Source organism: Microbulbifer halophilus, from assembly GCF_026183675.1.
Taxonomy (GTDB): Bacteria; Pseudomonadota; Gammaproteobacteria; order Pseudomonadales; family Cellvibrionaceae; genus Microbulbifer; species Microbulbifer halophilus.
On sequence record NZ_JAPIVK010000023.1, the window covers coordinates 54553 to 80624 of the forward strand.

The 26072-nt window shown below is 62.6% G+C and carries 18 protein-coding genes; 13 read left to right on the top strand and 5 right to left on the bottom strand.

What is annotated here, in order from left to right; genetic code table 11:
• Position 1 precedes the first annotated feature (1 nt).
• From OQE62_RS12970 to OQE62_RS12990, 4 genes are all read left to right on the top strand, one after another.
• Positions 2–1042 (top strand): PilW family protein, encoded by a 1041-nt coding sequence (locus OQE62_RS12970; protein ID WP_265722468.1) that lies wholly within the window; start codon positions 2–4, stop codon positions 1040–1042.
• The gene (locus tag OQE62_RS12975; RefSeq protein ID WP_265722469.1) at positions 1042–1578 is read left to right on the top strand and encodes a pilus assembly PilX family protein; all 537 of its coding nucleotides are present in this window, start codon (positions 1042–1044) and stop codon (positions 1576–1578) included. The genes OQE62_RS12970 and OQE62_RS12975 overlap by 1 nt, the downstream gene beginning before the upstream one ends.
• Before the next feature lie 9 nt (positions 1579–1587).
• A complete protein-coding gene (locus tag OQE62_RS12980; RefSeq protein ID WP_265722470.1) occupies positions 1588–5001 on the top strand; it encodes a PilC/PilY family type IV pilus protein in 3414 nt (1137 codons plus the stop codon).
• 92 nt (positions 5002–5093) lie between these two features.
• A complete protein-coding gene (locus tag OQE62_RS12990; protein ID WP_322746574.1) occupies positions 5094–5549 on the top strand; it encodes a type IV pilin protein in 456 nt (151 codons plus the stop codon).
• 1 nt (position 5550) lies between these two features.
• Here OQE62_RS12990 and OQE62_RS12995 read toward each other — a convergent pair whose 3' ends face one another.
• The 3 genes from OQE62_RS12995 to OQE62_RS13005 all read right to left on the bottom strand — a co-directional run bounded on the left by OQE62_RS12995 (position 5551) and on the right by OQE62_RS13005 (position 9322).
• On the bottom strand, positions 5551–6111 hold the full coding sequence (locus OQE62_RS12995) for a GspH/FimT family pseudopilin (protein ID WP_265722471.1): 561 nt from the start codon (positions 6109–6111) through the stop codon (positions 5551–5553).
• Between the two features lie 104 nt (positions 6112–6215).
• Positions 6216–7610 (bottom strand): sigma-54-dependent transcriptional regulator, encoded by a 1395-nt coding sequence (locus OQE62_RS13000; protein WP_265722472.1) that lies wholly within the window; start codon positions 7608–7610, stop codon positions 6216–6218.
• A gap of 116 nt (positions 7611–7726) precedes the next feature.
• Complete coding sequence (locus OQE62_RS13005) at positions 7727–9322, bottom strand: sensor histidine kinase (protein WP_265722473.1); 1596 nt, start codon at positions 9320–9322, stop codon at positions 7727–7729.
• A 155-nt stretch (positions 9323–9477) separates the two neighbouring features.
• On the opposite strand from OQE62_RS13005, the gene OQE62_RS13010 reads away from it, so the two are divergent.
• Positions 9478–11106, top strand: a complete 1629-nt coding sequence (locus OQE62_RS13010) for an NAD+ synthase (protein ID WP_265722474.1) — start codon at positions 9478–9480, stop codon at positions 11104–11106.
• Positions 11107–11287: 181 nt separating this feature from the next.
• Here OQE62_RS13010 and OQE62_RS13015 read toward each other — a convergent pair whose 3' ends face one another.
• Entirely contained in the window at positions 11288–12220 is a 933-nt protein-coding gene (locus OQE62_RS13015) for an outer membrane protein assembly factor BamD (protein ID WP_265722475.1), read from the bottom strand.
• Positions 12221–12373: 153 nt separating this feature from the next.
• On the opposite strand from OQE62_RS13015, the gene rluD reads away from it, so the two are divergent.
• The 5 genes from rluD to OQE62_RS13040 all read left to right on the top strand — a co-directional run bounded on the left by rluD (position 12374) and on the right by OQE62_RS13040 (position 21620).
• Positions 12374–13330: a 23S rRNA pseudouridine(1911/1915/1917) synthase RluD gene (rluD, locus tag OQE62_RS13020; protein ID WP_265722476.1), complete on the top strand. Its 957-nt coding sequence runs from the start codon at positions 12374–12376 to the stop codon at positions 13328–13330.
• Positions 13331–13503: 173 nt separating this feature from the next.
• Complete coding sequence (gene pgeF / locus OQE62_RS13025) at positions 13504–14265, top strand: peptidoglycan editing factor PgeF (protein WP_265722477.1); 762 nt, start codon at positions 13504–13506, stop codon at positions 14263–14265.
• 171 nt (positions 14266–14436) lie between these two features.
• Entirely contained in the window at positions 14437–17049 is a 2613-nt protein-coding gene (clpB, locus tag OQE62_RS13030) for an ATP-dependent chaperone ClpB (RefSeq protein ID WP_265722478.1), read from the top strand.
• A gap of 192 nt (positions 17050–17241) precedes the next feature.
• Positions 17242–18384: an efflux RND transporter periplasmic adaptor subunit gene (locus OQE62_RS13035; protein WP_265722479.1), complete on the top strand. Its 1143-nt coding sequence runs from the start codon at positions 17242–17244 to the stop codon at positions 18382–18384.
• Positions 18385–18533: 149 nt separating this feature from the next.
• Positions 18534–21620, top strand: coding sequence for an efflux RND transporter permease subunit (locus tag OQE62_RS13040; RefSeq protein ID WP_265722480.1), 3087 nt, complete (start codon positions 18534–18536; stop codon positions 21618–21620).
• A 24-nt stretch (positions 21621–21644) separates the two neighbouring features.
• Here the strand turns inward: OQE62_RS13040 and OQE62_RS13045 are convergent, their stop codons facing one another.
• Positions 21645–22133: a DUF4124 domain-containing protein gene (locus OQE62_RS13045; RefSeq protein ID WP_265722481.1), complete on the bottom strand. Its 489-nt coding sequence runs from the start codon at positions 22131–22133 to the stop codon at positions 21645–21647.
• 506 nt (positions 22134–22639) lie between these two features.
• Between OQE62_RS13045 and OQE62_RS13050 the strand changes: the two genes are divergently transcribed.
• The 3 genes from OQE62_RS13050 to ilvC are packed head-to-tail and all read left to right on the top strand — an operon-like array spanning position 22640 to position 25929.
• Positions 22640–24376, top strand: a complete 1737-nt coding sequence (locus OQE62_RS13050; RefSeq protein WP_265722482.1) for an acetolactate synthase 3 large subunit — start codon at positions 22640–22642, stop codon at positions 24374–24376.
• Positions 24377–24388: 12 nt separating this feature from the next.
• A complete protein-coding gene (gene ilvN / locus OQE62_RS13055; protein WP_265722487.1) occupies positions 24389–24880 on the top strand; it encodes an acetolactate synthase small subunit in 492 nt (163 codons plus the stop codon).
• 26 nt (positions 24881–24906) lie between these two features.
• Positions 24907–25929 carry a ketol-acid reductoisomerase gene (ilvC, locus tag OQE62_RS13060; protein WP_265722483.1) on the top strand — a complete coding sequence of 341 codons (1023 nt, stop codon included), beginning with the start codon at positions 24907–24909 and terminating at the stop codon, positions 25927–25929.
• Positions 25930–26072 lie beyond the last annotated feature (143 nt).

Sequence of the window (26072 nt, forward strand, 5' to 3'; positions counted from 1 at the left end):
CATGACTTCTCTCTCCCGGCAGCGCGGCCTGTCCCTGATCGAATTGATGATCGCCATTCTGCTCAGCTCCATGCTGCTGTTGGGGGTGTTGCAGATTTTCGACAGCAACCGCGACACCATCCGTATGCAGACCGCTTTTGCGCGGGTGCAGGAGAGCGGCCGCTTTGCCACGGATCTGCTGACTCGGGAAATCCGCATGGCGGATTATTGGGGCTGTGCGCCGGATCCGGGCAGTATCAAGAATCATCTGGATACCAGTGACACAGATTACGATGCCAGCTATCTGGGTAACCTGGGCAATAACGGCGTTCTGGGAACGGACAACGCTAGCGGTGAAACCGTCGGCACCAAGGCGGTGGCCGAGGGCTCCGATATCCTATACCTGCGTGGCTCCGAGAACGCTTGTGGAGGCACGGGGCGAATGGTGCCCAGCACGAATGCGGCCTCGCTGATGGCCACCCAGAACTGCGGTGTCGAGGAGGGGCAGACGGTGCTATTGGCCAATTGCCAGAGCGGTGAGCTGATGACCATTACCCAGGTCCAGGGCGGCAACGGTGGCAACTCCGATAAGCGAACACTGGTACACAACACCGGTAACAACAGCGCGGATGGCTGGATAAATAACGACACTAAAGAGCTGCAGCGGGAATACGGCGCCGACGCTCGGCTGCTGGTGCCCTACCAGCGTATCTATTTCGTCGCCGACAGCGCGGCGGGCGACTCCTCCCTGTTTGTCAGCGAGAACGGCGGTGATGCCCAGGAGCTGATCCCCGGAATCGAGGACATGCAGCTGCTCTACGGCCGCGATACGGACGATGACGAGACGGTGGATACCTGGACCAGCGCGGCCGGCCTCACCGAGGCGGATATGGCTCTGGCACAGGCGATCAAGGTGCAGCTTGTGGCGGCCAACGAAGCCAATGTCAACGCCGACGATATGACCGTCACTGACCTGGATGACGACGATACCACCTACACCGACGGCAGGCTGAGAAAGGTCTACCTGAGTACTGTCAAGGTGCGCAATCGGGGGAACATGTAATGCGGCAGATGCGAGGACAGAAAGGCGCGGTACTGGTGGTCAGCCTGATCGTGTTGCTGGTGCTGACCCTGATCGGTGTTTCCGGGGCGCGCACCGTGCTGCTGGAAGAAAAGATGACCTTCGCCTCCCGGGATGCCAAGACGGCACTGGAAGTGGCCGAGTCACTGGTAAAGCGGGGCGAGAAGTATGTCGATGGCGTCAACACCACCGGCGATTTCGACACGAAAAACTGGTTGCACAATGAAGGAGAAGGTCCCGTGGGGCTCATGAACGCGGACACCTGGGGTGACAGCAACTCCTCGGAGTTCGAGGTGTCGATGGAGGGGCCGGACGGTAACAAGATGAAAGGCCGCATGTATATCGAGCTGGCGGGCAATGCCGACAAGGAGGATCCCGCCAACGATATCACCGTCGGCGGCTACGGCCAGTCCACAGGCGGTGGTGAGATCAAGGTTTTCCGCATCGTTGCGCAGGGGATCGGTATTTCCGGCACCACCAAGCGCATCATTGTCAGCCACTACGGCAAGCGTTTCTAGGGATTTCCCATGAACAGAGCAATAATCAGAAAGAATACTCTCCGGGCACTGCTGTACGGTGTTTTCGGCTTTTCCACTACCTTTGCCACCTGTATCAGCGCCGAGCCGATTACCCTTTCCAACGCCCCGTTGCAGGCCTCCGGCAAAGCGCAGCCCAACCTGATGATCCTACTGGACTCCTCCGGCTCCATGGATGATCGTCTCGATAGCGGCGAGAGACGCCTGGACGTGGCCAAGGCCGCTGCGACCGATGTGGTACGGGGCCTCGGCGATATCCGGGTCGGTCTGGCCAGGTTCGACTATGAACACGGGGCGGAAATCCTCAAAGGGCTCACCAGCATTTCCGAAAGTGGTGCACGCAGCGACCTGATCACGAAAATCGGCGGCATTCGTGCAGAGGACTGGACGCCGCTGGCGGAGTCCATGGCCGATATCGGGCGTTACTTTGTCGAGGGCTATGACGACAGGTTCGTAACCATTCACCCGGGTACCGAGGACGAAGAGAGTGTTCTGGCCCGCGAGGTGCTCGCCAATCAGCCCCAGTACTCCTCCGTCCCCAAGCCGACCGCGGCGGACCCGGCGATCCAGTACTACTGCCAGAAAAACTTCATCCTGACTCTGACGGACGGTTTGCCGACTTATGACCAGAATGTCAGCGATTATCTGGAGGATTACGATGGGGATTGCAGTGGCGATAATAGTGGAAACTGCAGCTCCTACGACAAAAAACACTCGGGCTATACTTATGAATCCCGGCGAAACAGGCCTTCGGATTATCTGGACGATGTCGCCGATGCGCTCTACGACATCGACTGGCGCCCGGACCTGACGGATCCCAATGACCCGGATCACAAGAACAATATTACCAGCTACTTTATCGGCTTTGCGGATTCCGATCTGGCCAACAACCAGTTGCTGAAAGATGCGGGCAGCCAGGGCGGCGGCAGCTACAAGTACGCGTCCAACTCCGCGGAACTGGTGACTTCCTTCAACGAGGCGATCGACGCTATTTCCAACTCGATCGGTACCCAGTCTTCGGTTTCGTTCAACTCCACCTCATTGGATACCGGTTCGGTAATCTACTCGGCCAAGTTCGATACCTCGGATTTCAGCGGGCGCCTCTATGCGCGCTATATGGATCCGGAGACGGGCCGCATTTCCAGCACTGCGTGGGAGGCGGCGGAAAAGCTGGCCGATGAATCGTCCAGCAGCCGCGAAATCATCACCTACTTGGACGGTAGTGGGGTGCCCTTTACCGAAAGCGAGCTGGACGAGATCAGCGGAGCCCCCTCCTACACCATTACCGTGCGGGCGCGGGGGGAAGTAGGAGAAGAAAACATCAGCCTGAACGTCGGCGGTACCGCAATCGGTAGCTGGACACTGTCGAAGGGCTATCGAGAATTCACGGCCACCACGAACAATACGTCGGGGAAAATCCAGGTAGAATTTACCAATGACGTGGGTGAGCGCGATGTTCAGGTTGACTACATCCAGATTGATGGCACTACCCTGCAGGCTGAGGAACAGAGTGAAAATACCGGAGTTTGGGGTAATGGTGGCTGTGGAACTGGCGGTAGCAGCGAGTGGCTGCACTGCAATGGCTATATCGAGTTCTGTTCCATTGCCGGTTGCGAGTTGGCCGATGTGACCCCACAGCGGGCGGACCTGAGAGTGGACGACCACACAGGCACTGTCGACGATCAGTGGGATGATCGTCTGGACTATATTCGCGGCGATACCAGCAAGGACAGTCTGGACGGTTTCCGACCCAGGGGCGAGTTCACCAGTGGCAGTGCGGCCGGCAGCGAGATTCTGCTGGGCGATATCGTCCACTCCACCCCCATCTACGTGGGCGAGCCGGAGCTCAACTGGCCGGCGGAATTCGGCGGTAACAATCACAGTGACTCCTACGCCCAGTTCAAGATCGATGAGGAAGATCGAACGCCGATGGTCTATGTGGGGGCCAACGACGGCATGTTGCACGGTTTCAATGCGGATACCGGCGAGGAAACCTTTGCCTATATTCCCTCCATGGTATTGAGCGACGAGCGCTACCAGGGGCTGCATGCATTTACCAGTACTACCTACCCGCACAACTATTACGTGGATCTCACGCCCGCGGTGTCCGATGTGTATATCGATCCCGATGGCGGTAACTCGGAATCGTGGCGCACGGTGCTGGTGGGCGGCCTGCGCGGCGGTGGCAAGGGCTATTTCGCACTGGATGTGACCGATCCGGCGAACCTTGAGGAAGACAAGGCCGATGATGTCGTGCTGTGGGAATTTGACGGCGGTGACGACACCGGCCGCGCCAACCTGGGGTACGGCTATTCCGAGGCGCAGGTCGCCAAGCTCAATAACGGCAAATGGGCGGTTATCTTCGGCAATGGCTACAACAGCGACAACGGCGTTGCGGGCCTGTTTATCGTCTATCTCGAAGATGGTGCAGACGGGGAATGGAGCGCCGACGACTGGGAGTTTATTTCCACCGGTTCGGGGTCTGAGAATGACCGCAAGAACGGTCTCTCCTCGCCGCGGTTGATCGACCTCAATGGCGATCGCGTTGTCGACCGGGTCTACGCCGGCGACCTGATGGGCGATATGTGGGCCTTTGACCTGTCTGGCGATAGCGAAAACGACTGGGGCGTGGCTGACAACAAACCCTTGTTCAAGGCCTCCGGTGCAACGTCGGAGCCCAGCCAGGCGATCATGGCGGCGCCACTGGTGGCCCGCAACACCGCGGTCAGTAATGGAAGCGACCCCAACGTGCTGGTGATGTTCGGTACCGGCCAGTACCTGAATACCGGCGACCTCACCGACGATGATGCGGGGGCCTTCTACGCGGTGTGGGACAATGGAACGACGAATGTGACTGAATCCGACCTGGCGGAGCGGACCCTGACCGATGACGGTGTCGGACGCAAGATCCAGTCCGGCGATGATATCGACTGGAGCGAGCACCACGGCTGGAAAATGACCCTGGATAGCGGCTCCGGGAGCTACGCCGGCGAAAGGGTGATCACCGCGCCGACCCTGCGCCGCAATACGCTGTTTTTCAGCACCGTGTATCCGAATCCACAACCCTGTGCTTCCAGCGGCAAGGGGTACCTGATGGGGTTCGATTTCCGCACCGGCAAGGCCGGTGAGGATGCCGTCGCGGATATCAATAACGACGGCGAAATCAACTCGGACGACGAAGGGTATGTAGGCAAGGAGTTCGGCGATGACTGCACCGGCGACAATTGCGACGGCGACGATGACAGCAACAGCGATGACGATCCCGGCATGCCCGGACAATCCGGCTTTATCGGCGATGTGCGCTGTACGCCCGGCAGCAACGGCGATGTGATCTGCGACGATATTGACGTGGGCGATGAAGAGCGGGAGGGCCGCCTGTCCTGGGAGGAGTTTGCGCCCCGGTGATCGCCCGGCTGCCGGAAAAAACGGTAATTTAGTAAAGGGCCGGGCGGAAAACCGCTTTCCTCCCGGCCCGTCAAACATACGGTGAATAAAGAATGAAAAAGCAGTTCGGCTTTACCCTGATCGAATTGATGATCGTGGTTGTAATTGTGGGAATTCTGGCCGCTATCGCCTGGCCCTCCTACCAGAACCAGGTTCGCTCCTCGAACAGGGCCGATGCTCAGGGCGCCTTGCTGGGGCTGGCGCAGGCGATGGAGCGGCATTTTACCCAGAACGGCTCCTATGAAGAGGCCGCCACCGGGGGAAGCGATACCGGCGCGCCGGACATATTCCCGACGGAATCCCCATTGGATGGCAGCAATAAAACCTATGATTTACGAATCACTGCCGCTGATGAAACTTCCTATACCCTGGAGGCGCAACCCAAAGGCAGCCAGGCCGACGACGGTGACCTGCAACTGGGCTCCAGTGGCGAAAAAGCCTGGGATCGCGATAACGACGGTACCTTTGACGACCCCGGTGATATGTGTTGGAACACAGCTTGTAACTGAGTTAGCCGGCGGCACAGTTCAACTTGTTGCCGCTGCCATCTTCCACGATGCCGTCGCCGTCTCCATCCCTGCCAAAATAGGGGCGGCCGGTGGCATTGAGTACGATGATCCAGCCGTAGTCGGGGGCACCGTCCGGCGGACAGTATTTGAAATTGCCCGTTTGCCTCTGTGTGTGGCCATCCGGGCGATACTGCAGATAATCCTGGAGACTGTTCCATTCAAGGGAGGCATCGGCCGGGAGGTCTGAGATTTTCCTTTCTATTGTTTCGTCGCTCTCCCGCTCGTGGTTGCCGTTGCTATCGACGAAAAGAAGTATGTATGCCGACCAGTCGCCGCTGCACTCCTCACCGTCGGTGCTCCCGCACAGGGTATAAATCTTCCCCTCACTGTAGGCCTTGCTGCGGGCGAGGGCGACCAGATCGAACAGCCGTTGGCGTTGTGTTTCGTTGCGGTGACGGTTGAGAAAATCCGCCATGGGCGGGATGGCGACAGCCATTACGACCGCGAGGATGGTAAGGGTGAGCATCAGCTCGACAAGGGTAAAACCCGAAGCTTTCTTCATGGTGCAAACTCCTCTTCCCTGAGTTTGCACCAGCATACCGATGGCTGCGCAAAAACCAATCACGATAGATTACAGTACGATCGTATAGGTTTTGCGGCCGGGGCTCAGTCCTCCAGCCCCAACTTCTTCAACCGATAACGCAATGAGCGAAAGCTGATCCCCAGCTTCTGCGCCGCCGCCGTGCGATTCCAGCGGGTTTCGGTCAGTGTCGTTTCGATCACGCCCTTTTCGATATCCTGGAGAAAATCGTCCAGGGACGGGTAGCTGCCGGGGTCGAACTGGCCCGGGTAGCTTTCGGGCGGTGACGCTTCGGTGACCTGTCGCTGTGGCGTCGGTCGGGGCTGCGGTATATCCCGTTCCAGCAGCAGGTCCTCCACGCGAATCACCTGCTGGTCGCAGAGGGTAAAGGCCCGCTCGAGGATATTTTCCAGCTGGCGCACGTTGCCGGGGAAGGAGTAGTCCTGCAGTGCGCGCAGCGCTTCTTCGGACAGCCGGGGAGCTCCGACCCCGGCGTCGGCGGCGATACGGTCCATGATGATGTTCGCCAGCAGGGGAATGTCCCGGCTGCGTTCCCGTAGCGGCGGCACGGCGATCTCGATGACGTTGATGCGGTAGTAGAGGTCGCTGCGGAAGCGGCCCTCGGCGACTTCCCGCGCGAGATCCCTGTGGGTGGCGCTGAGGATGCGCACATCCACGGGTACTTCCTCGCTGGCGCCGACCGGGCGCACGCATTTTTCCTGGATGGCGCGCAGCAGTTTTACCTGCATGTCGAGGGGCAGGTCGGCCACTTCGTCCAGGAACAGGGTGCCGCCCTGGGCGCTCTGGAAAAGGCCGGGTTTGTCCTTGTGGGCGCCAGTGAAACTGCCTTTTTTGTGGCCGAAGAATTCGCTCTCCATCAGCTCGGCGGGAATGGCACCGCAGTTGATGGGCACGAAAGGTCGGTCGGCACGGGCGCCCTGGCTGTGGATGGAACGCGCGGCCAGTTCCTTGCCGGAGCCGGACTCGCCGCTGATATAGATGGGGGCGTCGCTGCGCGCCACCTTGCCCACTTGGCGGCGCAGCCGCTGCATGTTTTCCGCTTCGCCGAGCAGTAGTTGGTCGGATTCCGGTGGTGCGGGTGTGTCGCCGGGCTTCTGCAGGCGCAGGGCCAGTTGCACCAGGCTTCGCAACTGCTCCAGGTCCACAGGTTTGCTGACGAAATCGAAGGCCCCCATCTTCAGGGCCTTGATCGCGGTGTCCATATTGCCGTGGGCGGTGATGATCGCAATCGGCAGGTCGCCGTCGCGCTCTTCCTGGACATGTCGAACCAGTTCCAGGCCATCGCCGTCAGGCAGGCGCATATCGGTGAGGCAGAAATCGTAGCGGTGTTCCCGCAGCAGCCGGTGGGCCGCGGCGAGATCGGCGGCCGTATGGCAATTGACGTCCATGCGACGCAGGGTGAGTGTCAGCAGTTCGCAGATATCCGGTTCGTCGTCGACGACCAGTGCCAGTGGTTGCATAGTGCCGTATGGTTTTATTGTTGGTGAATTCTCCAGGCGCTCAATTATGGCAGATTCCCGCGATCATTTGGTGCGGAGGGCGCCGGGAATTTTTCTCGGGAAATAGGTGCAGCCTGCTAAAAAAGTTTATCGGCGTGGGCGAACTCGATGCGAAAGCAACTTTTGTTGTCGTCACTGCGACAGTAGTAGAGATTGGCCTGGTTGGCCTCGCAGAGTTCCCGCGCGATGTAGAGGCCCAGGCCGCTGCCGCCCTGGCCGGTGGTGAAAAAGGGGTCGAAAATTTTGTCCCGGTGTTCCGGCAGTACACCGCGGCCGCGGTCCACCACGTCCAGCACGGCGCAGTCGCGTCCGCTGTTGCTATAGACGGTGATATCCACCTCGCGGCGCCCGGTGACGAGATGGGAGTGGTGCAGGGCGTTATTGCACAGGTTGGTGAGTACCTGTGCCAGTTGATCGGGATCGAAACGGGCACTGATCGGTCTCTGGGACAGTTGCAGGCGTATCTGCGCGTCCTTCGGCGCACCGGCGCGGAAGTCGGCGATAAACTGTTCCAGCCAGCGATTCAGGTCGTTGCGTTGCGGCACCGCCGGGCGCCGGCGCGATAGCTGCATCACATTTTCCACTATCTGGTTTACCCGCTGGCTGTGGCGGCAGATGATCGAGGTCAGGTGGCGGTCCTCGTCGCCGAGGCTGTCGGATTCCGACAGCAGTTGCGCGGCGTGGCTGATGGCGCCCAGCGGATTGCGCACTTCGTGAGCGATGGAGCCGGTCAGGTGGCCCAGCGAGGCGAGTTTCAGTTTCTGTGCGGCCTGGGTGAGCTTGCGATTATCCTCCACGAATACCAGCGTGCTGTCGTCGTTTTCGCGCCGCAGCTTGGCGAAGTTGAGCCGCAGTTCGCTGCCGTTGTCTGCGCTGAGCAGGGCACTGCCGCGGTTCCGGTTGCGGCGCCACTCGCGCACGACCCGATGCAGTTCCGCCTGGCGGTCGCCGCCCGGCTGCAGTGGCTCCCCCAGCAACTGGCGTGCGGCGCGGTTGATCAGCTCCGGTTTGTTGGCGGCGTCCATCACCAGCACGCCGGTGCGCATGCGCTCGATGATCTGCTGTGCCAACCGCTGCAGGTGGGCGGCCTGGCGGCTCTGCTGGTCGGCGCGCAGGGTGGCGCTGCGGATGCGCCCCGACAGGTACTGCAGCGTGCTCACGGTAGCGAACAGCAGTATACCGAGGCTGCCGGCGGAGACGATGTCCTGGGTGTCGGCGCGCCCGAGGATCAGGCCGTAGAGCTGCTGGCCGATCACCGCGATACTGGCGACAGCGGCGAAGAAGGCTCCCATGCGCCGGTCGAGCAGCATGGAACCGACGGAACAGTTGATCAGCAGCAGATAGCCGAGACCGGAATTGAGGCCGCCGCTGGCCTGGATCAGCAGCAGGAAAGCCAGGATATCGCAGCCGAGAATCAGCCCCACCTGGCCGGTATTGGTGCGATAGGCGACCCGGCGCAGGTGCAGCAGCCAGCCGAAGTTGAGCGCCGCATAGGCGATCACGGTATTGAGATAGAGGGCCGGGGCCGTATTGCCCACGGCGCCCTTGCCGATGTCGGAAGTGAAGATTCCCAGCAGGATCAGCGCTATGGCCACGCGGTAGAAAGCGTAGATCCGCAGCAGTTCGTGGTGGTGCAGGGTGGATCCGCTGGCGCTCGACGCTGCAGTATGCACGGCTGGTTTCCGTTTTGTTGTTCTGTGTGTTGAGCCCCGGGGCTGTGGTCGTACCCCGGCTGATTCCCGAAACCCGAGTTGAAATTCGCCCGCCGCGGTGCGGTGGTCCCCCCGGTCACGGTACAATGGGAGCCTGTCTGGTTCGAGGTCCGAAGATGTCTACTTTGCAGCTAGTGCTGGCACAAATCAATTCTCTGGTGGGGGATGTCCCCGGCAATACCGCCCAGGTGATCGAGGTGACGCGGCGCGCCCACCGGGAGCAGGGCGCCGAGTTGGTGCTCTTCCCCGAGCTCACCCTGTGCGGTTATCCGCCGGAGGATCTGCTGCTGCGCCCCAGTATGCAGAAACGTATCGACAGTGCTCTGACCCAGTTGTGTACGGCGGAGTTGCCCTGTGCGGTACTGATCGGCTATCCGCGGATGGTGGCCGGCAAAGTGTTCAACATGGCCGGGCTGATCGTCGACGGCGAGCTGGTGGCCGAGTACGCCAAACAGAAGCTGCCCAACTACCAGGTTTTCGACGAGATGCGCTATTTCGTGCCCGGCGACCGGCCCTGTGTGGTGGATATCAAGGGCATCCCCACGGCGATCACCATCTGCGAGGATATCTGGCGCCCGGAACCGGCGGCCCAGGCCGCCGCTTTGGGGGCGAAGCTGATGCTGAACATCAACGCCTCGCCCTTCCACCGCGGCAAGGCCCAGGAGCGCCTGGAGCTGCTGGCCAACCAGGCCCGCGCTGCCAATATGCCGATCATCTATGTGAACTGGTTTGGCGGGCAGGATGAACTGGTGTTCGATGGCGGTTCCTTCGCCGTCGACGCCCAGGGCAAGTTGTGTGCGCGGGCGCCGGAATTTGTCGAGCATCTGCTGCCGGTCAGTGTCGAGCAGCGCGGCGACCGGGTCACTGTCGCCGCCGGTCACGTGACGCCGGCGCTGGAGGATCTGGCCTCCGTCTATCAGGCGCTGGTGCTCGGCGTGCGCGACTATGTGAACAAGAACGGTTTCAACGGCGTGGTGATCGGCCTGTCCGGCGGTATCGACTCGGGCCTGACTCTGGCCATCGCCGTGGATGCCCTGGGCAGGGAGCGGGTGGAGGCGGTAATGATGCCTTTCCGCTATACCTCCGACCTGAGCAAGGACGACGCTGCCGACCAGGCGCAGCGGCTGGGTATTCACTACCGGGTGATCAGCATCGAGCCCATCTTTGATGCCTTTATGGGCGCCCTGGCGGAGGAGTTTGCCGGCAGCGAGCGGGACACCACCGAGGAGAACCTGCAGGCCCGCTCCCGCGGCGTGCTGTTGATGGCCATCTCCAACAAGAAGGGCGCCATGGTGCTGACCACCGGCAACAAGAGCGAGCTGGCGGTGGGCTACGCCACCCTCTACGGCGATATGGTGGGTGGCTATAGCGCCCTCAAGGACGTGCCCAAGACGCTGGTGTTCGAGTTGGCCCGCTACCGAAACAGCATCGGAGAGGTGATCCCGGAGACGGTCATCACCCGCCCGCCCAGCGCCGAGCTGGCGCCGGACCAGGTGGACTCCGACAGCCTGCCCGACTACGGCGAACTGGACCGGATACTCAATCTCTACATCGACCGCGACAACAGCGCCGCCGACATCGTCGCCGCCGGTTTCGATCGGGATACGGTGGAGCGGGTGGTGCGGCTGGTGGACCGCAACGAATACAAGCGCCGCCAGGCGGCCATCGGCGTGCGCATCTCCGAGCGCGGCTTCGGCCGCGATCGGCGCTACCCGATTACCAATGGGTGGAAAGCGGGGGACTAAATACGGAATGCGGAACTATGAGCGATGAATGATGATCACGCGATCGGCTTTAGTGCCATAATAACGGTCGTTGGCCGCCAGCAAGCATCGGGGCCCCTACGCTTGGTCCGCGGGCAGTAGAGGGGAAATCGGCACCATTCTTTGCCCGCGTGTTCATCATTCCTCGTTCATATTCCATCATTCACATCAGCTCCGGCGGCAGCGGCGCATCCTCGCGGCGGTACTCCGCGTTGTACAGCTCGCGGCTGTCGAAACCGCGCGGATCGGACTTCTCGAACAGGCCCAGGGTGAGGCGATGCAGGATGCTGCGGCCGGCGGCGCCCTCGTAGTAGTCGTAATTGAAGGAGCCATCGCTCTCGAAGGCCGGGTGTTGCGGGTAGTTGGTACGCAGCACGCGCAGCGCATTGGCCTCCAGCTGCGGCATCTCCAACAGGTTGTAGCCCTGCACCATCACCGCCAGTGCGTCCGGCACCGCCGGGGTCTGCTGGAAGTTCTCCACCACGTAGCGGCCGCGGTTGGCAGCGGCCAGGTAGGCGCCGCGCTTGAAGTAGTAGTTGGCCACGTGGATCTCGTAGCGCGCCAGCAGGTTGCGCAGGTGGATCATGCGCTTCTGCGCGTCGGGCGCATAGCGGCTGTCCGGGTAGCGCGCCATCAACTGGGAGAAATAGGCGAAGGACTCCCGCGCCGAGCCCGGGTCGCGGCTGGTCATGTCCGTGGGCAGGAAGCGCTCAAACAGGCCGGTGCCCTCGGTGAAGGACGACAGCCCCTTCATGTAATAGGCGTAATCGACGTTGCGGTGCTGCGGGTGCAGGCGGATAAAGCGGTCCGCGGAGGCGATGGCGGCGTCGTTTTCGTAGTTTCGGTAGTAGGCATAGATCAGCTCCAGTTGCGCCTGTTCGGCGTAGTTGCCGAAGGGGAAGTTGTCCTCCAGCGCCCGCAGGTTCTTGATCGCCATGTCCCACTGGCTGGATTTCAGCTGGCGCTGGGCGGCCTCGTAGAAGGCCTGCTCGGTGCGGCTGCCGCTGGGCAGCCCCTCTTCGGATTCATCGGTGCTGGCGCAGGCCACCAGAATCGCGGACAACAACACCAGAACCGACGTTTTCCACGTCTGCATAGCCCCTCGCTCTATCATTATTTCTCTCTACCTTTTTCTGCTCAGTACCGCACCGGATTGCCGGGTGCGGTAAACTCGCCGCCAGTATAGGAAACTGGCGGCCCGCCATTTAACCACAGTCGTGGAGCTGCCCAAAGTGTTTGAATTTGCTCGATGAATGAACAGCTCGCAGTTGATATAGAAGTCCCGGCCCGGTTTGCCGGCCAGAGATTGGACCAGGCCGCGGCCGAATTGATCCCCGATTATTCCCGCGCGCGCCTGCAGAACTGGATAAAGGGCGGCCAATTGACCGTCGACGGCCGCTCCGCGAAGCCCAAAGACAAGCTGTTCGGCGGTGAGACGCTGAGCCTGCGCGCCCGGCTGGAGGCCCGGGGGGAGTGGCGCGCCCAGCCCATGGCGCTGGATATCGTCTACCGGGACGACAGCCTGCTGGTGATCAACAAGCCTGCGGGACTGGTGGTGCACCCGGCCGCGGGCAATCCCGACGGCACCCTGCTGAACGGCCTGCTGCACCACTGCCCGGCGCAAGAGCTGGTGCCGCGCGCGGGTATCGTCCACCGCCTGGACAAGGACACCAGCGGCCTCATGGTGGTGGCCAGGACCCTCCAGGCCCAGACTCACCTGGTGGACCAGCTCAAGGCGCGCAGCGTCAGCCGCGTCTACGACGCCATCGCCCGGGGCGCGCTGACCGGCGGCGGCACCGTCGACGCCCCTATCGGCCGCCACCGCCAGAACCGCCTGAAGATGGCGGTGCTCGAGCGCGGAGGTAAGGAAGCGGTCACTCACTACCGGGTGCAGGAGCGCTTCCGCGTCCACACGCACCTGCGCTGCCGGCTCGAAACCGGCCGCACCCACCAGATCCGGGTGCATATGGCCCATATCCGCCACCCGCTGGTGGGTGATCCCCTCTACGGCGGCCGCCCGAAACTGCCGCCCGAAGCCGACCGCGCCCTGGCGGAAGCCCTGCAGCAGTTCCCGCGCCAGGCGCTGCACGCGGCGGAATTGTCGCTGATACACCCGGAAAGCGGCGAGACCATGCACTGGTCGGCGCCGATGCCGGAGGATATGCTGCGTCTGGTCGAGCTGCTGCGCGCGGATGGCCGGGAGTGACTCCGGTGTCGGTTGGGGGCGTACAACCTGCCCCCTCTCCCTAACCCTCTCCCGGAGGGAGAGGGGCCGGGGGAGAGGGCATCGAAGGGCCCGGTGGGTTCTTTGGCCCCAATGGGTTAGTGAACGCAACCGACACCAATCACCTGCAGAACGCATTCAAGGAAAGAGCATCGATGTCAAACGACCACTACCTGATCCCCGACTGGCCGGCCCCCGCCAATGTGCGCGCCGCCACCAGCCTGCGCGCCGGAGGCCGCAGCGAGGGCCCCTATGCGTCCTTCAACCTGGGTGACCATGTCGGTGACGACGCGCAGGCGGTGGCCGCCAACCGCCGCCAGTTGCGGGAGGAACTGCAGTTGCCGGCGGAACCCCAGTGGCTGGAGCAGATTCACGCTGACCGGGCCGTCGAGGCCCGCGCCGACGGCCTGGTGCGCACGGCCGACGCGGGTTTTGTGCAGGGGCCGGGCGCCGTCTGCGCGGTGCTTACCGCCGACTGCCTGCCGGTGCTCTTCTGCGACCGCGCCGGCACCCGTGTGGCCGCCGCCCACGCCGGCTGGCGCGGTCTGGCAGGGGGGATTCTGCGCAGCACCGTCGCCGCCCTGGACTGCCCGCCGGAGGAACTGCTGGTGTGGCTGGGCCCGGCCATAGGCCCGCAGGCATTCGAAACCGGGGTCGATGTGCTGGAAGTCTTTTTCGAGCAGGCCCTCAATGACGGCCACACCGAGGCCATCGCCGGGTGCTTTCGCCCGCACATGGAAAAGCCGCTGCACTTCCGCGCCGATATCTACGGCCTGGCCCACGCCGAACTGCGCCAGCTCGGTATCGAGGAAGTCTACGGCGGCGACCGCTGCACCGTCTCGGAACCGGACAGCTTCTTCTCCTTCCGCCGCGACAAAACCACCGGCCGCATGGCCAGCCTCATCTGGCTCGCGTAGGCTGCGCCCTGCGCCCTGCGCCCTGCGCCCTGCGCACCGCCCGGGCCGGCCCCCATTGAAAAGCCCCTCCCCACCCAAATATTAAAGCTGGACCGGATCTCTGAGCCTCCCGGGGCAATATCCGGACTAGACTGATTACCAATGTCGTCGAATTAAACCGAGGGTTCGAGCGTGCGCATAGATCGAATGACCAATCCGTTGCAATCGGCCGTCGCCGATGCGCAGTCCCTGGCTGTGGGGCGGGATCACAACCAGATTTATCCGGAGCACCTGCTGCAGGCGCTGTTGAACCAGAACAACGGCAGCGTGCCGGCGTTTCTGTCCCAGGCGGGCTTCAATCTCAGCGGCCTGCGCAACGACCTGGCCAAAAGGCTCGACAGCCTGCCCACGGTGGGCTCGCCCACCGGCGATGTGGGCATGTCCCAGGAACTGGCGCGCCTGCTCAACCTGGCGGACAAGCAGGCGCAGCAGAATGGTGACACTTTCATTTCCAGCGAAACGGTACTGCTGGCGGCTTTCGATTCCGCCGCCGGCGATATTGCCAGAATACTGAACGCCAATGGCAGCCGCGAAGCCCTGCAGGCGGCGATCGAAAAAGTCCGCGGCGACGAGAAAGTCGACGACCCCAACGCGGAAGAGGCGCGCCAGGCGCTGGACAAATACACCATGGACCTCACCGAGCGGGCGCTGGCGGGCAAGCTGGACCCGGTGATCGGCCGCGACGACGAAATCCGCCGCACCATCCAGGTGCTGCAGCGGCGCACCAAGAACAACCCGGTGCTGATCGGCGAACCCGGCGTGGGCAAGACGGCCATCGTCGAGGGCCTGGCGCAGCGTATCGTCAACGGCGAAGTGCCGGAGGGACTGAAGGACAAGCGGCTGCTGTCGCTGGACCTGGGTGCACTGCTGGCCGGGGCCAAGTTCCGCGGCGATTTCGAGGAGCGGTTGAAGGCCGTGCTGAACGAACTGTCCAAGCAGGAAGGGCGTGTCATCCTGTTCATCGACGAGCTGCACACCATGGTCGGCGCCGGCAAGGCCGAGGGCGCCATGGATGCGGGCAACATGCTGAAGCCGGCACTGGCGCGAGGCGAGTTGCACTGTGTCGGCGCCACCACCCTGGACGAGTACCGCAAATATATCGAGAAGGACGCCGCGCTGGAGCGCCGCTTCCAGAAGGTGCTGGTGGACGAGCCCACCGAGGAAGACACCATCGCCATCCTGCGCGGCCTGAAGGAGCGCTACGAAGTGCACCACGGCGTGGATATCACCGACTCGGCCATCATCGCCGCCACCCGCCTGTCGCAGCGCTATATCACCGACCGCCAGTTGCCGGACAAGGCCATCGACCTGGTCGACGAGGCCGCCAGCCGCATCCGCATGGAAATCGACTCCAAGCCGGAATCCATGGACAAACTCGAGCGGCGCCTGATCCAGCTCAAGATCGAGCGCGAGGCACTGAAAAAAGACAAGGACGACGAGGCCGCACAAAAACGGCTGGAAAAACTCGAGGAGGAAATCCACCAGCTGGAAAAAGAGTACTCCGACCTGGAGGAAGTCTGGAAAGCGGAAAAAGCGAGACTCGCCGGCAGCCACGATATCAAGGAGAAGCTGGAACAGGCCCGGCTGGATATGGAAGCCGCGCGCCGCGCCGGCGACCTGACGCGCATGTCGGAACTGCAGTACGGCGTGATTCCGCAGCTTGAACAGCAGCTCCAGTCCGCCGACACCGCCGATTCCGACAGCGAAGACGAGCCGCAGCTTCTGCGCAATCGCGTCACGGAGGAGGAAGTCGCGGAAGTGGTCTCCCGCTGGACCGGTATCCCGGTATCGAAGATGCTCGAGGGCGAGCGGGAAAAACTGCTGCGCATGGAAGACGCACTGCACAGGCGCGTGATCGGCCAGGACGAGGCGGTGGGCGCCGTCGCCAATGCGGTGCGCCGCTCCCGCGCCGGCCTCGCCGACCCCAACCGGCCCAACGGTTCCTTCCTGTTCCTCGGCCCCACCGGCGTCGGCAAGACCGAGCTGTGCAAGGCGTTGGCGCAATTCCTGTTCGACACCGAGGACGCCATGGTGCGCATCGACATGTCGGAATTCATGGAGAAGCACTCGGTCGCGCGCCTGATCGGCGCACCGCCGGGCTACGTGGGCTACGAAGAGGGCGGCTACCTGACCGAGGCGGTGCGACGCAAACCTTACTCGGTGCTGCTGCTCGACGAGGTGGAAAAAGCGCACCCGGATGTGTTCAACATCCTGCTGCAGGTACTCGAGGATGGCCGCCTGACCGACGGCCAGGGCCGCACGGTGGATTTCCGTAACACCGTGGTGGTGATGACCTCCAACCTGGGCTCCGACCTGATCCAGAAATACGCCGGTACGCGTGACAGCGACGAGCTGGATACGGAGATCCACTACCGGCAGATGAAGAGTGCGGTGATGGAAGTGGTGGGCGATCACTTCCGCCCCGAGTTCATCAACCGCATCGACGAAGTGGTGGTCTTCCACCCGCTGGCGAAATCGGAAGTGCGTTCCATCGCCGAGATCCAGCTCGGCCTGCTGGGCAAGCGGCTGGCGGATCGCGACCTGAAGCTGGATGTGTCCGAGGAGGTGTTGAGCAAACTCGCCGACGTCGGCTTCGACCCGGTCTACGGCGCGCGCCCCCTCAAGCGCGCCATCCAGATGTGGCTGGAAAACCCGCTGGCGCAGGAAGTTCTGGCGGGCAAATTCGCGCCGGGCGATACGGTGCACGTCGAACTGGAGGGTGACAGGACGGTTTTCCACAAGTAGCCGCCCCGGGCGCGGTCCCGCCGGCCATCGCCGACGGGGTCGACTCCCCAGTCGGTCCCACCACCTGCCAGCCGAGACCACTCACCGCACACCGCCCCCGCAAACCGCCAGACTTGCCTATCCTGTCATCAACGCGATCCGGCGCAGCGCCGCCGGGCGGTGGATCTGTGCGCCGCAATAACGGGATTCTCTGTGGTAGCTACGCGAAAAGTCTTCAACGGCCCCATGTTCTGGATGCTGCTGGGTTGCCTGCTGCTGTTCGGCGGTATTTTTGCCTTCAAGATGTTCGGCAAATACATGATGAACAAGGCGCTGGACAATATGGCGCAGCCGCCGGCCACGGTCACCTCCGCCCCTGTGGAGCGGCAGACCTGGCAGCAGGTCCTGGCGGCGGTGGGGTCGATGCGCGCGGTCAACGGCGTGGAGGTCACCAGTCAGGCCCAGGGCGTGGTCAGTGCCATCCATTTCAAATCCGGGCAGCGGGCGGAGACCGGCGAGCTGCTGGTGGAGCTGGCGGCGGATCCGGAAACCGCACAGCTCGAGGTACTGGAAGCGGAGCGGGTGTTGGCCCGGCGCGATCACAAGCGCATCGCCGCGCTGCACGAAAAGGGGGTGACCACCGAAGCGGAACTGGACGACGTGCGCAGCCGACTGGAGCAGGTGTTGGCGCGGCTGGAAGTGCAGCGCGCCACGATAGCCGAGCGGCGAATCGTCGCGCCCTTCGCCGGGCAGCTGGGCATTCGCCTGGTGGACCTGGGGGAGAATGTCAGTCCCGGCGATGCGGTGGTATCGCTGCAGCAACTGGATCCGATCTTTGTGGATTTTTCCCTGCCCGAGCGCTACTTCAGCCGGGTCGGGGAGGGACAGTCGGTGGCGGTCAGCACCGGTGCCTTTCCGCAGTCCGATTTTCCCGGGCGGATTACCGCCATCGATCCGCGCATCGACAGCGCCAGCCGCAATTTCCTCGTACAGGCGACCATGAAAAACCCCGAGCACAAGTTGCACCCCGGCATGTACGCCGATGTCACGGTGAAACTGGCGGCGGATCACCGCGTACTGGTAGTGCCGCGCACGGCGATCCTGTTTGCACCCTACGGCAACTCGGTGTTCGTGCTGGAAAAGAGCGACGACAGCGACACCGGCATGGTGGCGCGCAAGCGGGTGGTCAAAACCGGCGAGGAGCGCGGCGACCTGGTGGAAATCGTCGAGGGCGTCGAAGAGGGCGAGGTGGTCGCCACCAGCGGCTTGTTGAAGTTGCGCAACGACGGCGCGGTGGAAATCGACAACGAAAACCCGCCGCCGGCGCAGGCGGATCCGCAGCCGGAAAATAGCTAACCTCTCCCACCGGGAGAGGAGCTGTAGGATGGGCAAAGCGAAGCGTGCCCACCAGGATCGCGGTAGATGGGCACGTCGCTGCGCTCCTTTGCCCATCCTACGGGAAGGCGCCGCGAGTGTCGTGCGCACGGGAAGCAGGGAGCATCCAGGTGAACTTCACCGAAATCTTTATCCGCAAACCGGTACTGGCTTCCGTGGTGAGCCTGTTCATTTTCCTGCTGGGCCTGCGCGCGGCCAGCGAACTCAATGTGCGCCAGTATCCGGAGCTGGAAAACGCGGTGATTACGGTGAGCACGGTGTATGTCGGCGCCGACGCGGACCTGGTGGAGGGGTTCATCACCACGCCACTGGAACAGGAGATCGCCACCGCCGATGGCATCGACTATATGGTGTCCACCAGCGTGCAGGGGATTTCCACCATCCAGGCCTATGTGCGGCTGGGTTACGATGCCAACGAAGTGCTCACCCAGGTGGTGGCCAAGGTCAACAAGCTGCGCAGCGAGATGCCGGAGGAGTCGGAGGACTCCACCGTGGAGATGGCGGTGGGCGAGACGGTGGCCGCCATGTACCTGTCCTTTTCGTCGGAGCTGCTCGACAACAACCAGATCACCGATTACCTGACCCGGGTGGTGCAGCCCAAGCTTTCCACCATCGCCGGTGTGCAGCGCGCGCGCCTGCTCGGCAACCGCACCTTCGCCATGCGCATCTGGCTGCGACCGGAGGCAATGGCGGGTATGGGGGTGACGCCCGCGGATGTGAACGAAGCGCTGCGCGCCAACAATATGCTGTCAGCGGTGGGCAGTACCAAGGGCACCATGGTGGCAGTGGAAGTGTCCGCGGATACCGATATCGCCACTGCCGACGCCTTCCGCGAGCTGGTGGTGCGCGCCGACGGCGATCGCCTGGTACGTCTCGGCGATATTGCGGAAGTCGAGCTGGGTTCCGAGTCCTACGAAACCTCGGTCACCTTCAACGGTCGCTCCGCCACCTTCATCGCCGTGGAGGTAGCGCCCGATGCAAACTCCCTGGACGTGATCCGCATGGTGCGGGACAAGCTGGAAAACGAGATTTTCCCGCAGTTGCCCCAGGGCATGATGGGCGAGATTCCCTACGACAGCACCGAGTATATCCAGGATTCCATCGACGAGGTGATCAAGACGATTCTCGAGGCGGTGGTGATCGTGATCCTGGTCATTTACCTGTTTCTCGGTTCCCTGCGCAGTGTGGCGATTCCGGCGGTGGCGGTGCCGCTGTCGCTGGTGGGGGCCCTGTTCCTGATGCTGCTGATGGGTTTCACCATCAACCTGCTGACGCTGCTGGCGATGGTATTGGCAATAGGTATTGTCGTCGACGATGCCATCATCGTGCTGGAAAATGTGCACCGGCATATCGAAGAGGGCATGACACCCTTCGACGCCGCCATCGTGGGTGCGCGCGAGCTGGCGTGGCCGGTGGTGGCCATGACCACGACCCTGATCGCCGTCTACCTGCCGATCGGTTTCCTCGGCGGATTGACCGGCACCCTGTTTGTGGAATTTGCGTTTTCCCTCGCCGGTGCCGTCTTCCTCTCCGGTGTGGTGGCGCTGACCCTGTCGCCGATGATGGCCTCGCGGATACTGAAACCGCACAGCGGCGACGGCAACCGCATGGAGCAGTGGCTGGAGCGCCAGTTCGATCGACTGCAGGCGGGGTATCGTGGCCGGCTGACCCGGGCGCTGGACTACCGGCTGGTGATCCTGGTGTTCGGCCTGATCGTGCTCGCCAGTTGCTATTTCCTGTTTGTCACCTCCCCCAGCGAGCTGGAGCCGCAGGAAGATCGCGGCTTTGTACTCACCATCTCCACCGCGGACTCCTACGCCACCATCGACTATGTGGAGCAGTACACCAGCGAGATGAACGGCATCGCCGAGCGGCACGGGGACGCCGTGGAAAACCTGTTCCTGCTCAACGGTGTGGGCGGTTCCGGCGACAGCACCAACAGCGCCATTGCCGGCTTCGTGCTGGACTCCTGGAACAAGCGCGACAAGAACACCGCGGAAATGCAGGAGATCATCAGCGGTGAAGTGGCGGAGATCGCCGGGCTCAAGGTGGCGGTGGTGGTGCCGCCCAGCCTGCCCACCGCCGGCGGTCAACTGCCGGTGGAATTCGTGATCGGCTCCACCGAGCCGATGGAGAACCTGGCGGAATTGGCCAACGAGATCATGGAGCGCGCCACCGCCAGCCGCAAATTCATTTTCGTGGATTCGGATATCAAGATCGACAAGCCCAAGCTGGAAGTCGCCATCAATCGTGACAAGGCCGCCTCGGTGGGAATCACCATGGCGGATATCGGGCGCGAACTGGGCAGCATGATGTCCGGTGCCTATGTAAACCGTTTCTCGCTGGAGAACCGCAGCTACAAGGTGATCCCGCAGGTGGTGCGGCGCGAGCGGCTGACCGGGGAACAGCTGGAAAATTACTATATCCGCGCGCGCAACGGTGACCTGATTCCGCTGTCGACCCTGGTGACGCTGCGGGAGACGGTGGAGCCGCAGCAGTTGAAGCGTTTCCAGCAGTTGAATGCGGTCACCATCTCCGGCGTGCCGCGCCCGGGCATCACCCTGGGCGAGGCGCTGGGCGTCCTCGAGGGCGCCGCCGGCGAAGTACTGCCGCCGGGTTACTCTGTCGACTACGCCGGCCAGTCGCGCCAGTACAAGAGCGAGGGCTCCCAACTGGTGCTGACCTTTTTCTTCGCCCTGATCGTGATCTACCTGGTGCTGGCGGCGCAGTTCGAGTCCTGGCGCGATCCATTGATCATGCTGGTGACGGTGCCCATGAGCGTCTGCGGGGCGATGTTCTTTGTCAGCCTCGGCCTGACCACGCTGAATATCTACACCCAGGTGGGGCTGGTGACGCTGATCGGTGTGATTTCCAAGCACGGTATCCTGATCGTCGAGTTCGCCAACAAGCTACAGGAGGGCGGGAAGGACAAACGCACCGCGATCGAGGAGGCGGCGTCCATCCGCCTGCGGCCGGTGCTGATGACCACCGCCTCCCTGGTGCTGGCAATGGTACCGCTACTGATCGCCGCGGGCCCCGGCGGCGGTGCGCGCTTTGCGATGGGGCTGGTGGTGGCCACGGGTATGACCATCGGCACGCTGTTCACCCTGTTTGTGGTGCCGGCGATGTATCTGTACCTGGGTCGGGATTACGGAAGAGAGGCGAGTTCGGAAGGGAGAGGGGCGCAGGCGGAATAGGCTGTACCCATTCCGCCCCGGCAATCAGCAGTTGTCCCGGATCGTCTGCTTCATCTGCGCAATCCGCTGCTGTCGCTCCTCTTCCGGCAGCACCCGCATCTGGCCGTCGGCACCCACTTCGCGTACGCGGGAATGGTTAGTCAGTTCCTGCAGGTTTTCCCGCGCCATGCGGCAGCGCTGGGCGCGCACGGCCTGTTCGGCCCTGGACAGTGCCTCGTCCTGCTGCGGTTGCTGTTCGGGGTCGGCCGGTTCGTCTTCGGCGGTTTCCTCTTCCCGATTCCCTTCTGCAGCCTGTTTCTCGGCCTTCAGCGCCTCCTGCTCCGCCTGCCACTGCTTGTAGCGCTTGGACTTGGGCTTCCGGACCACTTCCACGTCGTCCTCTTCCTGCTGCTTTGCCTGCGGGGGCTGGGAACCGAAGTGCACCACGCCGTTCTCATCGGTCCATTTGTAGATGCCGTCGGCCTGGGCGGCGAGCGCCAGGGCGGAAATGAAGATCGCGAGGGCGATGCGCATGGGACTTCCTTCAGTGTTCTGCGGTTGTCATGTCTCCCGGCATTGTACCGGTCTGCACAGGCTTTCCCACTACCGCCTTAACACTTTCGCCAGTTGACAGGCCCGGCACAGTTTGCAGAATCGAACGTTCACCCGGCGAGTAGAGAGTGCCGCACACCCCGCGGTTCCCCTTCTGCCCTCCGGCGGGCCAAACGCCCGCCCCGGTGGACCCTGTGCGAAGTTCGGTGACATACAGAACTTTGCTCGGGGCCACTAGCCCGCCGGGTGGGCTCTCCCCACCACGGAGGCCTGCAGGTCCGTCGCGAAATCCCGCCGGGATCGTATCGGGCCGACGCATTGCCGTTGTCGATGAAGTTATCCTAAAAATCGACATGGAAATGTGTAACAGGCTGATATTTGTCACCATTTTCCTTTACAATTGCCGTTTGACCTTTTCGTCATGTGGCGGTTTTTGCCTTTTTGCGTGATGAATATCCTACCCAGACAGGAAATTTGAGGGGGCTTCAGTGGAATTACTCTCCGGCGGCGATATGTTGGTTCGCGCGCTGCAGGATGAAGGGGTGGATCTGATCTTCGGATACCCCGGCGGGGCGGCGTTGCATATCTACGACGCCATCTTTCGGCAGAAGGGCATCAAGCACGTGCTGGTGCGCCACGAGCAGGGCGCGACTCACGCGGCGGACGGCTACGCCCGCTCCACCGGCAAGGCCGGGGTGGTGCTGGTGACTTCCGGTCCGGGAGCCACCAATGCGATCACCGGTATCGCCACCGCCTATATGGATTCCATCCCGCTGGTGGTGATCTCCGGCCAGGTGGCGTCGGACAAAATCGGCGAGGACGCCTTTCAGGAAACCGACATGGTGGGCTGCTCGCGGCCGATCGTGAAACACAGTTTCCTGGTCAAGCGCGCCGAGGATATCCCGGAAACCGTCAAGAAGGCCTTCTATATCGCCAACACCGGCCGCCCGGGCCCGGTGGTGATCGACGTGCCCAAGGATGTCACCAGCCCGGCGGACCGCTTCCCCTACGAGTATCCGCAAAAGCTGCGTATGCGCTCCTATACGCCCGCGGGCAAGGGCCACAGCGGCCAGATCCGCAAGGCGGTGGCGCTGTTGCTGTCCGCGAAACGCCCGGTTATCTACGCCGGTGGCGGTGTGGTGCAGGGCGATGGCGCGGCACTGCTGACGGAGCTGGCCCAGCGGCTCAACTATCCGGTCACCAACACCCTGATGGGGCTGGGCGCCTACCCGGGCAGCGACAGGCGTTTCCTGGGCATGCTGGGCATGCACGGTACCTTCGAGGCCAACACCGCCATGCACCACGCGGATGTGATCCTGGCCGTGGGCGCGCGCTTCGATGACCGGGTCACCAGTACGCCCAGCAAGTTCTGCCCCGGGGCCAAGATCATTCACGTGGATGTGGATCCGGCGTCCATCTCCAAGACCATCGTCGCCGATGTGCCCATCGTCGGCACGGTGCAGTCGGTGTTGGGGGAAATGGTGGAGATGCTGAAGTCCGCCGACGAGCAGCCGGATCAGTCGGCGATCACCGACTGGTGGCGGCAGATCGACGACTGGCGCGAGCGCCACGGCCTCTACACGGCGCCGCGCTATCGCACCGACGGCGACATGATCATGCCGCAGGAGGTGATCGAGGCGGTCTACGACATCACCGGGGGCGACGCCTTCGTGACCTCCGACGTGGGCCAGCACCAGATGTTCGCCGCCCAGTACTACCGGTTCGACAGGCCGCGCCGCTGGATCAATTCCGGTGGCCTGGGAACCATGGGCTTCGGCTTGCCGGCGGCACTGGGGGTGAAGATCGCGCACCCGGACAGCGAAGTGATCTGCGTCACCGGCGAGGGCAGTATCCAGATGTGTATCCAGGAGCTGTCCACATCCACCCAGTACCACCTGCCGGTAAAGATCCTGTGCCTGAACAACCAGGCGCTGGGCATGGTGAAACAGTGGCAGGAGATGCAGTACGAGGGGCGCCTGTCCCACAGCGTCTACGAGGAGTCCCTGCCGGACTTCGTCAAGCTGGCCGAGGCCTACGGCCACGCGGGCGTGAAGATCGAACGCCGCGAGGAGCTTCGCGACAAGCTGCGGGAGGCGTTTGCGATCAAGGACCGCTGCGTGTTCATCGACGTGTACGTGGATCCGTCCGAGCATGTCTACCCGATGCAGGTGATGCCGACGGGCTCCATGCGGGATATGTGGCTGAGCAAGACGGAGCGGACCTAGGGAAGAGTGATGATGCGCAGAATCATTTCAGTATTGATGGAAAACGAACCGGGCGCTCTGTCCCGCGTGGTGGGGCTTTTCTCCCAGCGCGGCTACAACATCGAGAGCCTGACGGTGGCGCCCACCGAAGACGCCACCCTGTCGCGCCTGACGCTGGTCACCATCGGCGACGACCACAAGATCGAGCAGATCACCAAGAACCTGAACAAGCTGATCGATGTGGTCAAATTAGTTGACCTGACCGAGGGCGCGCATATCGAGCGCGAGCTGTTGCTGGTCAAGGTCCGCGCCACCGGTGCACAGCGCGACGAGGTAAAGCGCAGTGTGGATATCTTCCGCGGCCAGATCGTGGATGTCACCAGCAATATGTACACGGTGCAGGTGGCCGGCACCGGCGAGAAACTGGACGCTTTTTTGCAGGCCCTGGGCGAGCACACCATCATGGAGGTGGTTCGCTCCGGCGTGTCGGGTATTGCCCGCGGCGAGAAAGTCCTGAGTGTTTGATACAGACCGAAAATAGGAAGTGAACGATGCAAGTTTTTTACGATAAAGATTGCGACCTGTCCCTGATCCGGCAGAAAACCGTGGCCATCATCGGCTACGGTTCCCAGGGCCACGCCCACGCCAACAACCTGAAGGATTCCGGCGTGAAGAATGTCGTGGTGGGTCTGCGCAAGGGGTCCGGCTCCTGGGCCAAGGCCGAGAAGGCCGGCCTGCGCGTCGCGGAAGTCGAGGACGCGGTCAAGGACGCCGATGTGGTGATGATCCTGGTCCCGGACGAGCACCAGGCGGCCATCTACCGCGAGCAGGTGGCCCCCAACCTGCAGTCCGGCGCGGCGCTGGCGTTTGCGCACGGTTTCAATGTGCACTTCGAACTGATCGAGCCACCCAAAGATGTGGACGTGATCATGATCGCGCCGAAAGGCCCGGGCCACACCGTGCGCTCCACCTACCTGGAAGGCGGCGGCGTGCCGACCCTGGTCGCCGTGTACCAGGATGCCTCCGGCAAGGCCAAGGAACTGGCGCTGTCCTACGCTTCCGCCAATGGCGGCGGTCGCTCCGGCATTATCGAAACCAACTTCCGCGAGGAAACCGAAACCGACCTCTTCGGTGAACAGGCGGTACTCTGCGGCGGCATGACGGCGCTGGTCCAGGCCGGTTTCGAAACCCTGGTGGATGCCGGGTACGCGCCGGAGATGGCCTACTTCGAGTGCCTGCACGAGATGAAGCTGATCGTCGACCTGATGTACGAAGGCGGCATCGCCGATATGCGCTATTCCATTTCCAACACCGCCGAGTACGGCGACTATGTCACCGGCCCGCGCCTCGTCACCGACGAGACCAAGGCCGAGATGCGGCGGGTGCTGAAAGACATCCAGACCGGCAAGTTCGCCAAGGACTTCATGCTCGAGTCCCAGGCCGGCCAGCCGCGCCTGAAGGCCGAGCGCCGCATCTCCGGCGAGCACAAGATTGAAGAGGTGGGGGCCAAGCTGCGTGGCATGATGCCCTGGATCAAGGCCAACAAGATCATCGACAAGACCGAAGGCAACTGAAAACTACTGCGTGTGCGCCTGGCTACCACCACCAGCCAGCCGCTCGCTACGTTTTCAGTGCTTCGTTTGAGCTGGAAAGCGGCGGGGGAAGCCCCGCCGCTTTTTTTATGTGCGCCAGGCATGGCGCGTAGCGCCGTGACTGG